This window comes from Exiguobacterium sp. PvP048 (genome assembly GCF_040549175.1).
In the GTDB taxonomy this organism is placed as follows: Bacteria; Bacillota; Bacilli; order Exiguobacteriales; family Exiguobacteriaceae; genus Exiguobacterium_A; species Exiguobacterium_A artemiae.
On the sequence record NZ_JBEPSU010000009.1, the window covers coordinates 63,048 to 76,317 of the forward strand.

Annotated in this window: 17 protein-coding genes, 3 tRNA genes and 1 rRNA gene; 5 read left to right on the plus strand and 16 right to left on the minus strand. The window is 47.7% G+C overall.

All coding sequences use genetic code 11. From position 1 onward, the window contains the following. Positions 1–226: 226 nt before the first annotated feature. From ABIC15_RS13630 to ABIC15_RS13645, 4 genes are all read right to left on the minus strand, one after another. Positions 227–299: transfer RNA gene (locus ABIC15_RS13630), tRNA-Ala, on the minus strand. A gap of 107 nt (positions 300–406) precedes the next feature. Continuing rightward, entirely contained in the window at positions 407–1,186 is a 780-nt protein-coding gene (gene tatC, locus ABIC15_RS13635) for a twin-arginine translocase subunit TatC (protein WP_012371647.1), read from the minus strand. A 7-nt stretch (positions 1,187–1,193) separates the two neighbouring features. Next, positions 1,194–1,400: a twin-arginine translocase TatA/TatE family subunit gene (locus tag ABIC15_RS13640; protein WP_012371648.1), complete on the minus strand. Its 207-nt coding sequence runs from the start codon at positions 1,398–1,400 to the stop codon at positions 1,194–1,196. Further along, positions 1,400–2,059, minus strand: coding sequence for a redox-sensing transcriptional repressor Rex (locus ABIC15_RS13645; protein WP_354020942.1), 660 nt, complete (start codon positions 2,057–2,059; stop codon positions 1,400–1,402). Before ABIC15_RS13645 ends, ABIC15_RS13640 begins: the two co-directional genes overlap by 1 nt. A 156-nt stretch (positions 2,060–2,215) precedes the next feature. Here ABIC15_RS13645 and ABIC15_RS13650 point away from each other — a divergent pair, with 156 nt between their 5' ends. Continuing rightward, positions 2,216–4,117 carry an ABC-F family ATP-binding cassette domain-containing protein gene (locus ABIC15_RS13650; RefSeq protein ID WP_012371650.1) on the plus strand — a complete coding sequence of 634 codons (1,902 nt, stop codon included), beginning with the start codon at positions 2,216–2,218 and terminating at the stop codon, positions 4,115–4,117. Then, positions 4,117–4,509 (plus strand): hypothetical protein, encoded by a 393-nt coding sequence (locus ABIC15_RS13655; protein WP_354020943.1) that lies wholly within the window; start codon positions 4,117–4,119, stop codon positions 4,507–4,509. Before ABIC15_RS13650 ends, ABIC15_RS13655 begins: the two co-directional genes overlap by 1 nt. A 74-nt stretch (positions 4,510–4,583) precedes the next feature. On the opposite strand, the gene ABIC15_RS13660 is transcribed toward ABIC15_RS13655, so the two are convergent. Together ABIC15_RS13660 and ABIC15_RS13665 are read right to left on the minus strand one after the other, a co-directional pair. Next, positions 4,584–5,177: a flavin reductase family protein gene (locus tag ABIC15_RS13660; protein WP_354020944.1), complete on the minus strand. Its 594-nt coding sequence runs from the start codon at positions 5,175–5,177 to the stop codon at positions 4,584–4,586. Positions 5,178–5,198: 21 nt separating this feature from the next. Then, positions 5,199–5,597 carry a DoxX family protein gene (locus tag ABIC15_RS13665; RefSeq protein ID WP_214765522.1) on the minus strand — a complete coding sequence of 133 codons (399 nt, stop codon included), beginning with the start codon at positions 5,595–5,597 and terminating at the stop codon, positions 5,199–5,201. Positions 5,598–5,780: 183 nt separating this feature from the next. Here ABIC15_RS13665 and ABIC15_RS13670 point away from each other — a divergent pair, with 183 nt between their 5' ends. After that, the gene (locus ABIC15_RS13670; protein WP_012371654.1) at positions 5,781–6,101 is read left to right on the plus strand and encodes a winged helix-turn-helix transcriptional regulator; all 321 of its coding nucleotides are present in this window, start codon (positions 5,781–5,783) and stop codon (positions 6,099–6,101) included. Between the two features lie 97 nt (positions 6,102–6,198). Continuing rightward, a complete protein-coding gene (locus ABIC15_RS13675; RefSeq protein ID WP_012371655.1) occupies positions 6,199–6,663 on the plus strand; it encodes a flavodoxin in 465 nt (154 codons plus the stop codon). A 117-nt stretch (positions 6,664–6,780) separates the two neighbouring features. On the opposite strand, the gene tnpB is transcribed toward ABIC15_RS13675, so the two are convergent. Together tnpB and ABIC15_RS13685 are read right to left on the minus strand one after the other, a co-directional pair. Continuing rightward, a complete protein-coding gene (gene tnpB, locus ABIC15_RS13680; RefSeq protein WP_354020945.1) occupies positions 6,781–7,872 on the minus strand; it encodes an IS200/IS605 family element RNA-guided endonuclease TnpB in 1,092 nt (363 codons plus the stop codon). 166 nt (positions 7,873–8,038) lie between these two features. Then, positions 8,039–8,692, minus strand: a complete 654-nt coding sequence (locus ABIC15_RS13685) for a TVP38/TMEM64 family protein (protein WP_012371657.1) — start codon at positions 8,690–8,692, stop codon at positions 8,039–8,041. A gap of 159 nt (positions 8,693–8,851) precedes the next feature. Here ABIC15_RS13685 and ABIC15_RS13690 point away from each other — a divergent pair, with 159 nt between their 5' ends. Next, the gene (locus ABIC15_RS13690) at positions 8,852–9,517 is read left to right on the plus strand and encodes a haloacid dehalogenase type II (RefSeq protein WP_012371658.1); all 666 of its coding nucleotides are present in this window, start codon (positions 8,852–8,854) and stop codon (positions 9,515–9,517) included. A 47-nt stretch (positions 9,518–9,564) separates the two neighbouring features. Here ABIC15_RS13690 and ABIC15_RS13695 read toward each other — a convergent pair whose 3' ends face one another. The 8 genes from ABIC15_RS13695 to rrf form a co-directional block, all read right to left on the minus strand. Beyond that, positions 9,565–10,134: a hypothetical protein gene (locus ABIC15_RS13695; protein ID WP_318092170.1), complete on the minus strand. Its 570-nt coding sequence runs from the start codon at positions 10,132–10,134 to the stop codon at positions 9,565–9,567. A 30-nt stretch (positions 10,135–10,164) separates the two neighbouring features. Further along, positions 10,165–11,175 (minus strand): tRNA (adenosine(37)-N6)-threonylcarbamoyltransferase complex transferase subunit TsaD, encoded by a 1,011-nt coding sequence (gene tsaD / locus ABIC15_RS13700; protein ID WP_438940144.1) that lies wholly within the window; start codon positions 11,173–11,175, stop codon positions 10,165–10,167. After that, positions 11,172–11,627 (minus strand): ribosomal protein S18-alanine N-acetyltransferase, encoded by a 456-nt coding sequence (gene rimI, locus ABIC15_RS13705; protein ID WP_012371661.1) that lies wholly within the window; start codon positions 11,625–11,627, stop codon positions 11,172–11,174. The genes tsaD and rimI overlap by 4 nt, the downstream gene beginning before the upstream one ends. Next, positions 11,620–12,273: a tRNA (adenosine(37)-N6)-threonylcarbamoyltransferase complex dimerization subunit type 1 TsaB gene (tsaB, locus tag ABIC15_RS13710; RefSeq protein WP_012371662.1), complete on the minus strand. Its 654-nt coding sequence runs from the start codon at positions 12,271–12,273 to the stop codon at positions 11,620–11,622. The genes rimI and tsaB overlap by 8 nt, the downstream gene beginning before the upstream one ends. Beyond that, positions 12,270–12,716 carry a tRNA (adenosine(37)-N6)-threonylcarbamoyltransferase complex ATPase subunit type 1 TsaE gene (tsaE, locus tag ABIC15_RS13715; protein WP_012371663.1) on the minus strand — a complete coding sequence of 149 codons (447 nt, stop codon included), beginning with the start codon at positions 12,714–12,716 and terminating at the stop codon, positions 12,270–12,272. Before tsaE ends, tsaB begins: the two co-directional genes overlap by 4 nt. A 106-nt stretch (positions 12,717–12,822) precedes the next feature. Then, positions 12,823–12,899: transfer RNA gene (locus tag ABIC15_RS13720), tRNA-Met, on the minus strand. 33 nt (positions 12,900–12,932) lie between these two features. Continuing rightward, a tRNA-Met gene (locus ABIC15_RS13725) sits at positions 12,933–13,009 on the minus strand. A gap of 166 nt (positions 13,010–13,175) precedes the next feature. Then, positions 13,176–13,270, minus strand: a 5S ribosomal RNA gene (gene rrf, locus ABIC15_RS13730); the annotation flags it as partial.

A 13,270-nucleotide genomic window follows, 5' to 3' on the forward strand; every position in this document is an offset into this window, starting at 1 on the left:
AAATGTAATGTGGCACAAAACATATTAAACGAAAATTCTGTATTTTTAGTTTAATCAACTTTTGCTTAATATACAATTTAAATTTGGAGTATTTTAAAAATAATTGTTGGTTTATGGTATATCAATCAGTTAACATCCTTCATTTACCTTTTTATCAAAAGAGACCGTTTTTCTGAAGACACAAAAAAAACCTTGGTTTCCCAAGGTTTCGGCAGGTAAAGCAATATGGAGACTATCGGGCTCGAACCGACGACCTTTTGGCTGCCAGCCAAACGCTCTCCCAGCTGAGCTAAGCCCCCGTGTGTTTCTATAATGAGTATACCCATTGCTGTTCATTTTTTCAATATAAAATTAGACCGCTTACAAAAAAATCTCCCTCACCTTACCGGCAAAGGAGAATCTTCCGTTATTTGTTCAGCTCACGCATCATATCCGCCTGTCGTTCGAGTTCAGCTTCCTGCTCGAGAATCAGGACTTTTTTATAGGTCCGTGCTGAAATCAGGATACTGATTTCATATAAAACGAACAACGGAACAGAAATCATCAAATGCGACGTAATGTCGGGCGGTGAGATCAACGCCGCAATCACGAACAACGCAAAATACGCATACTTCCGATTCTTCCGCATGAAGAACGGCGTCACGAGTCCGAGCCGTGTCAAAAACATCGTCACGACCGGCAACTGGAACAACAGACCAAACGGAATCGTCAACCGGATCAGAAAGCTGAAATAATTCTCGACTCCGATGACCTGTTCGATTCCGAGCTCTTGTCCGAGTTCTGTCGATACTTCGAGTAAAAACGGCAACAGCCAAAAATAAGAAAATGAAACACCCGCAAGGAATAAGAAAAACGTCACGGGAATATACGTCAACGTCGCTTTTTGTTCTTGGTCGTGCAGACCGGGACGGATGAATGCCCAAAGCTGATACATCCAAAACGGGGATGCCAAGACGATTGCGATGATGAACGCAAGATTCAGATATAACATCAGTGGATCAACAACGTTAAACGCATTCAGCCCAATTCCGAGTTCCTTTAAGTCGGCCTGTAAGAAACGGACGAGCGGCCGGACGAGCGGAAAGGCTGCGATAAACATGACCACTACAATGATGAGCGACCAGACGATCCGCTTACGCAGTTCATCTAAGTGCGATGTCACACTCTGTTCTTGATCGATCGCCATGATTCACTCACTTCTCTTTCGTTTCGTCCTTTTTGTCTTTATCATCATCCATGATGCCGTGTGTCGCACTCTTGAACTCTTTTAACGTCTGTCCGGCAGCGCGGCCGAGTTCCGGTAATTTCTTCGGTCCGAAGATGATGAGGGCGACGACACCGATCAAGGCGATGCTTCCTGGTCCAATGAATCCGACCGTTAACGGAATAAGGTTTTCCATTATGATTTCACTCCTTCAGCTGATTGCGAATAATGCTTCATGAAATAGACGAGCGACTGCAGCTCGATTGACAGATCGATGTGATGCACCCGAACGTGGGCCGGTACATTCAACCGGGCCGGTGTAAAGTTCAAAATGCCGGTCACACCATACTCAACTAACTCATCTGCCACTGACTGGGCGAACTGAGACGGTACCGTCAAGATGGCGACATCGACATGGTTCGCTTGGATTTGTTCTTTCATATCCGAGACGTGATAAATTGGAACGTCCTGCGTCGTTGTTCCGACCTTGTCCTCATCGGCGTCAAACGCGATGACGATACGAGTACTATTATTCTTTAAAAAGTTATAATTTGCAAACGCTGTTCCGAGATGTCCGACCCCGATTAAGGCGACATTCGTGACCTCGTCTTGGTTGAGTGTCTTTCGGAAAAATGTTAACAAATGTTGAACATTATAACCGTACCCTTTTTTCCCTAACGCCCCAAAGTAGGAAAAGTCACGACGGATCGTCGCGGAGTCGACTTTGACCGCTTCGCTGAGCTCTGCTGACGAGACACGCAACTTGCCGGAGTTATAAAGACTCTGGATAAAACGATAATATAACGGCAGCCGTTTCGCCGTTGCTTGTGGTATTTTTGTGTCTGGCCCATTCATACTGCAGTTCCCCCTTCGGCCACGTTCTGACGTGGCACCCAAATCAATGCAAAGAATTCTACTCCCCTTGATTGTAAACCACTTCACATAGAGTAACAAATATTATATTCGGCAGGATTTTTCGTGATAGACTAAAGGGTGGAAGGATGGATGGATATGATTCTCTTACAAGTAAACCAACTCTCAAAATCATTCGGCGTCGAGCCGATTTTAGACAATATTAAACTCGAAGTACAGGAACGGGACCGGATTGCCCTCGTCGGACGAAATGGTGCCGGAAAATCGACACTTTTAAAAATCATCGCCGGGGAGCTGTCACATGATTCCGGGGAAATCATGAAGAGCAAGGAAGTCCGGATCGGTTATCTCGCGCAGGACAGCGGACTCGAGTCGAACGAATCAATTTGGAACGAGATGCTGACCGTCTTTGAGCATCTGCAGGATCAGGAACGGGCACTTCGCCGGATGGAAATTGAAATGGGCATGGAACACATTTTAAATGATCCGGCCGCTTATGACCGTCTCCTTAAAACGTACGACCAGGCACAACACGACTTCTCGGAAGCCGGCGGCTATCAGTTCGAAGCCAATATCCGCTCCGTCTTACACGGGATGCGCTTTTATCCGGACGATTATTCCCGACGGATTCAGACGCTTTCCGGTGGACAGCGGACCCGGCTCGCCCTCGCGAAGATGTTGCTGCAGGCACCGGAACTGCTGATTCTCGATGAGCCGACCAACCACTTGGACATCGATACACTGTCCTGGCTTGAAAGTTACTTGTCCGGTTACCGCGGCGCTGTCCTGATCGTTTCCCATGACCGGTATTTCCTCGATCAAGTCGTCAACGTCGTCTATGAATTGTCCCGGAACGTCTCCCGGAAGTTTACCGGTAATTATACGAAGTATCTCGAACAAAAAGCGGCGCTCTACGAACAGGAAATGAAACAGTTCGAACAGCAACAGGAAGATATCGCGAAGATGCAGGATTTCATCCAGCGCAACATCGCCCGGGCAACGACAACAAAACGGGCGCAAAGCGTCCGCAAACGTCTTGAAAAGGTCGACCGGATCGACCGGCCGGACGGTGACGAACGTAGTACGGTTCTGTCATTCCCGATTGAAAAGCAGAGCGGCAATGATGTGCTGCAGGTCAACCAACTCGCAGTCGGCTATGAAGAAGCCGTCTCGAAAAACATCACGTTCCGTCTGCAACGCGCGGAATCACTGGCGCTCGTCGGACCAAACGGAATCGGCAAGTCGACACTACTGAAAGTGCTCGTCGGCCGTCTGAAACCGTTATTCGGAGACTACCGGTTCGGAACCGGTGTCTCAATCGGTTACTACGATCAGGAGCAGGCGGAACTGAATGACCGCAACCGGGTCATCGATGAAATTTGGAATGAATGGCCGTTGATGCGCGAACAGGAAGTCCGGTCTGTGCTTGGTCAGTTCCTCTTCAGCGGAGACGACGTCTTTAAGCTCGTCCATGAATTATCCGGCGGAGAACGCGGACGCCTGGCGCTCGCAAAACTGAAGTTACGCAAAACGAATCTGCTGGTCCTCGATGAGCCGACGAACCACTTGGATCTTGATTCGAAGATGGTCCTCGAGAATGCCCTCGTCGACTACGAAGGGACTCTGCTGTTCGTTTCCCACGACCGCTACTTCATTGACCGCGTCGCGACGCGTGTCATTGAAATGAGTTCAGACGGTGTGACCGATTACCTCGGTGACTACTCGTATTACATGGAGAAAAAAGCCGAGAAAGAAGAAATCGCCCGTCTTGAAGCGGAAGAAGCGAAAGCAATCAAAGTCGCGTCGACGAAGACGATTGACAAGGAAGCCCAAAAAGAAGCACGTAAGAAGAAACAGCAACTTGAACAGCTCGAGCAAGAGATCGAACGGTTGGAGAACCGGTCGGTTGAAATCGAACAGCTGTTGTGTGAACCGGAAGTCTTTAATGATATTCCGAAAGCGACCGCCCTGTCGGCAGAACGTGATCAGATCGACGTCGATTTGCTTGAGCTGATGGAACAGTGGGAGTCGTTCCACTGATGCGATCGAAAAGTTATCTGATCAATCTGATCCAAGGATTATTGTCCGGTGTCCTTTATTTCGTTCCGATGTATGCGGACTATGTCTCGGCTTTCATTCGTCCGGATGCGTTTAATGCCGTGTACCCGTTGTTCATCCTGATTTCCTGCATGATCGGACTTGTCATCCAAACGTGGAGCGGACTGTTCATCAGTTTATTGTCCGGTCTGATTTGTACGTTGTTGACGATTCAGTCGTTCGTCGAACTGAATGATCCAATGATCATCATGTATTACGGTGCTGTCTCACCACTGGTCGCCTTTTTGATCAGCTGTGTCGGAATCTGGGCACTTGCCGTCCTGTTTTATTTGCTCGACGGTTTTCAGTACAGCAAACGCCATAAAGTGGAGTAAGTCACAAAAAAGACGAGAGAAGCAGATAGCGCATCTGCTTTCCTCGTCTTTTTTTGCGTGATATTCGCTGCCGTTTATTTTGTCGGACGGGCAATCGTAAATATTTCACCGATTTTCGCGTAGTCATTGCCGGCAAGACGGGCAATCGCGTTTAATCCGTCTGCATCAATCCGGAAGGACTCTTCAAGTTCATCGGTGACATGATAGCGGATGACTTCGCCAATCAATAAATCGGCTGTTTCAAGTTCGATGTGTTGCGTCAGCTTCAGCTCAAACCGGATTTTTGCTTCTGCGACCGCGGGAACATTGATCAAATCACTGTCAATCAGTGTCAGATTCGTCCGCTCCAGTTCACTTTCGCCGTAGGCAAGCGGTGCTGCCGTCTCGTTGACCGCTTCGACAATCTCTTCACTGACAATATGGATGACATATTCTTTCGTTAACAAGATATTTTTAGCCGTATCCTTCTCCCCTTGATCCGTCTTTTGAACGGCAATCAACAGTTGAGGCGGATGACTTGAGGCGACGGTAAAGAACGAAAACGGGGCAGCATTGATTGTTCCATCCGCTCCTTTTGTCGTGACGAAAGCAATCGGTCGCGGGATGATACTCCCGATCAACAATTTATAGTTTTCTTTTGGACTGAGTGACCGCGCATCAAACTTCATTGTTATAACCTCTTTCTCTGTTTACCCGAGCATGGCTGCGAGTGAATAGTCTCCAGCACCAATCAAGGCGACGCCAAGAGCGATGACGATCAGTGCCATGTTGTATTCGTACCCGTTCTGTGTCACCCAGTAACCATTTTGACCGTGCACCTTGATGATCGCAACGAGCATCGATCCGATAATCAGTGCTGCTGCAAACCATAAGAAGAGACCACCGGCAAACAGTACGCCACCGACTAGTTCCGCAAGTCCTGCCGCAAGTGCAAGTGTTTTACCCGGTTTCATGCCGATCGACTCAAACCAGCCGCCTGTCCCCTCAATCCCGTGTCCACCGAACCAGCCAAACAATTTTTGTGTGCCGTGTGCTGCAAATGTTAAGCCAATCACCAAGCGAATTAAAAATAATCCTAAATCCATCATCTTTCTCAAACTCCCTTTTACTTAATGTTTTTTAATTACTTTTAGTAACCTAAATAAGACTATAAACTATCACTTACTAAAAGTAAATAGATTTGTTTTTGTTCTTTTTGTTACATTAAGTAAAATGATTCGATTTTTTTAGTAGAAGCGGGTATACTACAAATATAGAAAGGATGAGTGCTGATGGAAGAGACATTGATTCCGACTGCCCTTTGTCCGAAAGTCGAACATGCCTTTGAAATTTTGGGCAAGAAGTGGACGGGCTTGATTTTACGTCATCTCATGACAAAGACCTGTCGTTTCAACGAAATTCAAGATGCGATTCCGGAGTTGTCTGGTCGTATGTTAACGGAGCGCATGAAGGAACTTGAGGCGGAAGGTATTGTGATCCGGACCGTCATTCCGGAACGTCCGATTAAAATTCAATACAGTTTGACTGACAAAGGTCGTCAGCTTGAACCTGTCATTCGTTCAATCGAAGAATGGGCCGAGCTCCAAGACTGACATAAAAAGTCTCTCTACTCCGGAGAGGCTTTTTATTTTCAATTGTATTGAGAACGATTATCAATTAAACTGAAAGTGTTCACATTTTGGAGAAAGGATGATTCAGATGAATGTCATGATCGGCTTTGTCAGTATGTCCGGAAACACCGAAGATATCGTACATCTCCTGCAGTCGGAACTCGAACAAAAAGGCTGCATTGTTCATATACAGGAACTTGACCGGTTATATCCGTCCGACTTCTCTCAGTATGATGCCGTATTGCTCGGCTCCTATACATGGGGAGACGGCGATTTGCCGTATGAAGCGGAAGATTTCCTTGAAGATCTTGCCGACAGTGACTTGAACGGCTTGGCAGCTGCCTCCTTTGGTTCGGGGGACCGTGATTATCCGAAATACTGCGCCGCTGTCGATCTGCTCGAACAGACGTTACAATCAGCCGGTGCGACAATCACCGCTCCTGGTCTGAAGATCGAGTTTGATCCGGATACCCCGGAGAAACAAACTGCCTGTCGTCTGTTTGCTGAAGAATTTTTTGAACGGGCACAACGATTGTATGCGTGAACTACTCACCACTTATTTGCTTCGCAAATTGAAGTGGGTGCTTCTTGGGAAGACCGTACTTTTACGAGCTACGGTTATTGACCAAGCTCATCGGGTGGTTCCCACCCTGAAGGGGTTTCAGTCTGCTAACAGCAACAAGTTGATACTTGCGTTGATATCTCGATCATGATGCGCACCGCAAGTACATGTCCACTCGCGCACATCCAACGTTTTCTTCTCACCTTTCCTTCCGCAAGAAGAACAGATTTGGGTTGAGGCGTACCATTGGTCCGCTTTGATCAGTGTTCGTCCGTAGAAGGTGCATTTATAGGCCAACTGCCGGACGAACTCATACCAACTGACGTCTCCGATCGATTTGGCGATCGTATGGTTCTTCATCATGTTCTTCGACTTCAGTGTCTCGACGACGATGACTTGGTTCTCGTCAACGATCCGTTTCGACAGCTTATGAAGAAAATCTTGACGTTGATTTACAATCTTCTCATGCTTCTTGGCGAGGATCATCCTCGCCTTGTCTCGATTTTTACTCCCGGTTTTCTTGCGGGACAAGGCGCGTTGTGCCTTCTTGATCTTCTCTTCGGACTTTCGAAGGAAACGAGGATTGGCAACTTTCTCAGAAACCCACTCATCGTTTGTCAGGATGGCGAAGTGCTCCAGACCAAGGTCGATTCCTACTTTATTCTTAGCGGGAACCCATCGCTCTTCGGTCTGATCGACTAGGATCGAGATGAAGAATTTCCGGGTCTTCGTCATCGAGACCGTCGCGGACTTGATGACGCCAACGAACGGACGGTGCTGCTTCAACTTCACGAAACCAATCTTAGGAAGCTTCACCTTATCATCTTCGATACGGATGCTACCCTTCAGATTGTTGGTCGTGTAAGAGGCTCGGTCGTTATGCTTTGATTTGAATTTCGGAAATCCGACAGACTGATCCGGAAAAAAGTTTTGGTACGCTCTGTTCAAGTCCATCTGAGCGTTCGCAAGGGAAAGACTATCGACTTCTTTGAGGAAAGGGAATTCAGGCTTGTACTTCGCTGGGGTTAGGAGCTTTTGCTTTGCGATAGGGTTGAGCTTCGAGTCTTCATACAGTCGGATCCGCTCTTCGAGCATCTTATTGTAGACGAAACGGACACAACCGAACGTCTTCACGAAATATTCTTGTTGGGGTTTCGTCGGATAAAGTCGAAACTTATACGCCTTCAGCAAAGCAATCACTCCTTTCCTTTTGATTCGTTATACTCATTTTATCGAACGATTGGAGTCTTGCAAAGTCAGGCGATTCATCTCCCACCTACGCCGGGTTCCGCCCTAAGATGCTTAGAGGTGGAAGAATTCTCGCTAAATTTAGTTAAACGAAAAACTCCGGCTGCTGTCAGCCGAGGTCTTTTTTTGCTTTCCAGCGTTTTTGGATGTACCACGGGACAATCGTCAATACGAGGAAGACGATGATTGCTCCGATGATGAGTTGCGGATCCTTCGAGACGATACTGCTCCCTAAAAAGTTATAGGCAAATGTCCCGGGGATAATTCCAATCAACGTCGCGAGGAAAAAGGATAACAAGCGGACTTTTGACAGTCCGGCGGCATAACTGATCAAATCGAAGTTGAAGATCGGCAACAGCCGGAAAATCAGGACATAGATAAATCCATTTTTCTCGAGTTGCTGCTGAATCTGATGGATTTTTCCTGCCTGTTCCTTTTTCTTGATCAACCCATTTCCAAGCTTTTGGGCAACTAAAAAAGCGACGACTGCACCAAGTGTCGCTCCGATGACGGTGTAAAGTGTTCCGAGACAGGCACCAAACGCCAAACCGCCGGTAATCGACAAAACGGATGCCGGGAAAAAAATCAACGGACGAATCGTATAGAGTAAGATATACAGAATCGGCGCCCACATCCCGAACGATAAGATCCAGTCCTTGATGTCGGTCGGACTGAGGTTGAGATAGGAACGGCTAAACCAGATCAGTCCGCCGATCAAAAGAACAAGCACTAGAATCCTGATGAATTGTTGCTGGCGTGTCATAACATATCTCCTGTCTTTAGCAATAAACGCTCTCTCTTTATGCATTTCCCGAATTCGCTCCGTTTTACGCGTTTCACCGCTTTCGCAATGTGTGTTTCAGCTCAGACCGTTTTCGGGAACTACATAGAGATACCATGTAACTTAAGAAAGGTGATTATCATGACACAACCGATTAAAGCACTGGTCTTTGATGTCTACGGTACATTGTTTGATGTCCATTCCGTCAAAGTGAAAGCAGAGGAACTCTATCCGGAACACGGGGAAGCCATCAGTCAGGCCTGGCGTCAAAAACAGCTCGAATATTCCTTTTTACGTCAGTTGAACGGTCAGTACGTCCCGTTCAGCCAAGTGACACGTGATGCGCTCCGTTACGCCTTACTGCAACTGAAGCTCCACGTCACGGAAGAAAATATTGCAGACCTGATGGAAGTCTATTTGAAGCTCGATCATTATCCGGAAGTCGATGATGTCTTACAGCAGATGGGTGATAAACAAATCGCTGTCTTCTCGAACGGTTCACACGACATGCTTGATCCCCTGATCGAACAATCCGGTCTCGCCGGATGGTTTGACCAGATCATCAGTGTCGATGACATCAAGCAGTATAAACCGACACCCGCTTCCTATATGCATGCGCTCAATACGCTCGGTCTCAAACGGGAGGACGTGCTGTTCATGTCATCGAACGGTTGGGACATCACCGGTGCGAAAAGTTTCGGTTTCCGAACAGCCTGGATTAACCGGTCGGGTCTGCCCGTCGAAGAGCTGAATCTCGATCCGGACAGTATTTATGATGACTTAACGGGTCTGCTGGAATGGAAATGAACAAAAGCGATGTTTGCCTGATCATCCAGGCAAACATCGCTTTTTGTTTAATAATTGGCCAGACGGGAGTAGCCTTTTTTAAAGAGATCAAGCTTCAGTCCACCGTCTTTTTCGATAAAGAACAGATATTCTTTTTGATCGGTATCTTTATAAAATACTTTATACAGCGTTAACGTCCGTTTTTTGTTGTTTTCACTGGCAACGACCTGGTGTTTCGAAATGACCTCTGCCTGGACTTGCTCTCCATCCAGACGATCAATCATTGGTTGGAATGATTTTTTCTCTTGTTCAGTTGCCGGTTTACCCGGTGCAATCGTAAAGAAGTCATCACTCGCTTTGTTCGTCAGACCATACTTCCGATCGACGATCACCACATTTTTCAGTTTGCCATCAACCGTCTGATCAAAGGCGTACAGTTTTTGAATCCGTGTCTGCTCACCTTCCGCTCGACCGATTTCGTACAGCGGCTTCTGCTTCGTATTCGTCTCGACGGCTTTTTTATCAGGGACGAGCTCTTCTTTGTAGGCGATTTGATAGGCATTGACGATTTCACGAATCTGTAAGCCGATTGCGACAATGACAAGTACACCTAATAACACGATGATGACTTTTTTCATTCCATTTTTCCCCCATGTCTTTCGAATTCCTTACTTTAAATCTAGCCCAGGTTCGGCATTCATGGCAAGTGTCGATTGGCGGCCTGCCCGGTAAGGGTGAATCGCTGCCGCTCCAATCATCGCGGCATTATCACCGCATAAGTGCATCGGCGGAATGACCAGTTCGATGCCTTCACGTGAACAGGCTTCCGTCAATCCTGCCCGCAGTCCGCGGTTGGCCGCGACGCCACCCGCAATAAGCAACTGTTTGCCGCCCTTTTCTTTGACGGCACGGATCGCTTTTGTGACGAGCACTTCGACGACGCTTGCCTGAAAACTGGCAGCCAGGTCTTCCGGAATGATGACTTCGCCGCGTTGTTCCGCGTTATGAACGGCATTGATGACAGACGATTTGAGTCCGCTGAAGCTGAAGTCATACGACTCTTTTTCGAGCCAAATTCGCGGGAAATGGAATGTATCCTGACCGGTTTGCGCCAATTGATCAATCCGCGGACCACCCGGATAAGGAAGTTTCAAGGTCCGTGCTACTTTATCATAGGCTTCGCCCGCTGCATCATCGCGCGTTTCACCGATGACTTCATACACGCCGTCTTCCGGCATGTAAATCAGTTCCGTGTGTCCGCCGGATGCAATCAAACAGACGAGTGGAAAGCGAAGTTCTTGTTCCAAACGGTTGGCATAGATGTGACCGGCGATGTGGTGGACACCAAGAAGCGGCTTACCGTGGGCAAATGCCAATGCTTTTGCCGCACTGACACCGACGAGTAACGCTCCGACAAGTCCCGGACCTTCCGTCACGGCAATCGCATCGATCTCATCGATTCTGACACCGGCTTCCGTTAACGCGTCATCGATGACATACGTGATCCGTTCCACGTGATGACGGGACGCGACTTCCGGAACTACTCCTCCAAAACGTTTGTGGCTTTCAATTTGAGAGGATACGACGTTCGATAAGACGTCTGTCCCTCCGCGGACGACAGCCGCAGCTGTCTCGTCACAACTTGATTCAATCGCTAATATCAACGGCTGTGTCATCACTCGTCTCCTTCCAGTTCCAACCAATAGATGGCTGCATCTTCATTATTATCTTGATAATATCGTTTTCTCGTTCCGGCATATAAAAAGCCCAGCTTTTCATACAACGTTCGTGCCGGCGTATTCGACACCCGTACTTCAAGCGTCATTGCCCGTAACCCTAATTGTCTCGCCTGTTCGATCAAAGCAACGAGCAGTGCTTCTCCGATTCCCGTACCGCGCGCCTTTTGTTTAACGGCGACGTTCGTGATATGTCCTTCATCAGCAATATGCCATAGTCCCGCGAATCCAATGATTTCTTCTGTTTCGGCGACCAGATAATACGCATTTGGATTTTGTGTCATCTCCGCGATGAACGATTCCAAAGTCCACGGGGTCGCAAACGACTCCAGCTCCACGGCATGCACACCCGGTGCATCAACGACCGTCATTTTTCGAATCGTAACCTTAGTCATGGCGTTGTGCCTCAATCCACTTGGCTTCTGCTTCGGCGAGACGCAGATAACGCGGTTCGAACGCGTGGGTCTCAACCGGTTCACGTTTAGCACCGAGTAAGGCGAGGACACCGGCCCGTGGTGCACGGAATGCGGGATCAACGATAGTGAAGGATTGAAGTTCCGTCGTGAACTTGTCTGTATCACCTGTGATTTTCGTGTCGGTCGGCAGTGTCTTGACGAAGTCAGCTATGACCGTATGCTGTTCTTCCCCCACCAGTTGACCCTCTTCATAGAAACCGACGAAACCTGTTCCACGACGGGCATCCTGAATCGCAACGATTCGTCCGGTTGATCCGGCCGATGCTGCCATCAATTCAAGCGTCGAAACTGGGACTAAATCAATACCCAGCGTATAGGCCAGTGTCTTCGCTGTCGTTGCACCAATCCGAAGACCGGTATATGAACCCGGGCCATCAGCGATGACAATCCGTGTTAAATCACGTGGCGACCAATTAACTTCCTGCATCATCCGTTCCAGTAAAGGCATCAGTTTTGTCGCATGATTCAAAGAAGTCACATAAGAGGCTTCCGCCAAAATCTGTTGTCCGTCCGATAACGCAACAGACAGTTGTTTCGTCGATGTATCAATCGCTACGATTTTCATTGCTTTAACCCCTCACATAGTTGGATATACTTCTCACCGATCGGTTCCAGACGAAAGCGGCGTGAATCATCACCCGTCCGTTCAATCGTAATCGCAAGACGTTCTGGTGGAAGGACATCGGCAATTAATTCCGACCATTCAACGACAGCGACACCGTCTCCATTTAAATATTCTTCAAGACCGATATCATCACCGCCTTCCAGACGATACACGTCCATATGATAGAGCGGCAGTCGTCCGGCATAGACTTTCATGATCGTAAACGTCGGACTGTTGACATTACGTGTCACCCCAAGACCTTTCGCAAATCCTTGTGTAAACGTCGTCTTTCCAGCTCCCAGGTCACCATCAAGCGTGATAACCATTCCTTCAAAGGCACGGTGGCCAAGTGTAACGGCAAGTGTCGTCGTCTGTTCGAGACTCGTCATTTCAAGTTCCATCATCGGTGTCCTCCTCCTTTTCTCTTACTCCATTGTACCGAACAAAAAAGACAAAAAAAAATACGAAACGCTGAACGTTTCGTAGTAAAGTTGAAGTTAAGTTTAAAATTGGTTGCGGGGGCCGGATTTGAACCGACGACCTTTGGGTTATGAGCCCAACGAGCTACCAGACTGCTCCACCCCGCGACGATAAACGTTTCGGATTTGAATTATAAAAATTGGTTGCGGGGGCCGGATTTGAACCGACGACCTTTGGGTTATGAGCCCAACGAGCTACCAGACTGCTCCACCCCGCGATGATATAACGTTTCGACAGATATTAATATAACATGTACTTTAAAAAAAGACAAGTCTTATTTCATTTTTTGATCCTTTTTTTCAAAAGAACTTATACTGACATCATTTCTTTCAGTACTTTTAAAAGAAAAACCGACCTGCAAAATGCAGATCGGTCTCTTACTGGCCTGGCAACGTCCTATCCTCACAGGGGGAAGCCCCCAACTACTTTCGGCGTTCAAGTGCTTAACTTCCGTGTTCGGCATGGGAACGGGTGTGAC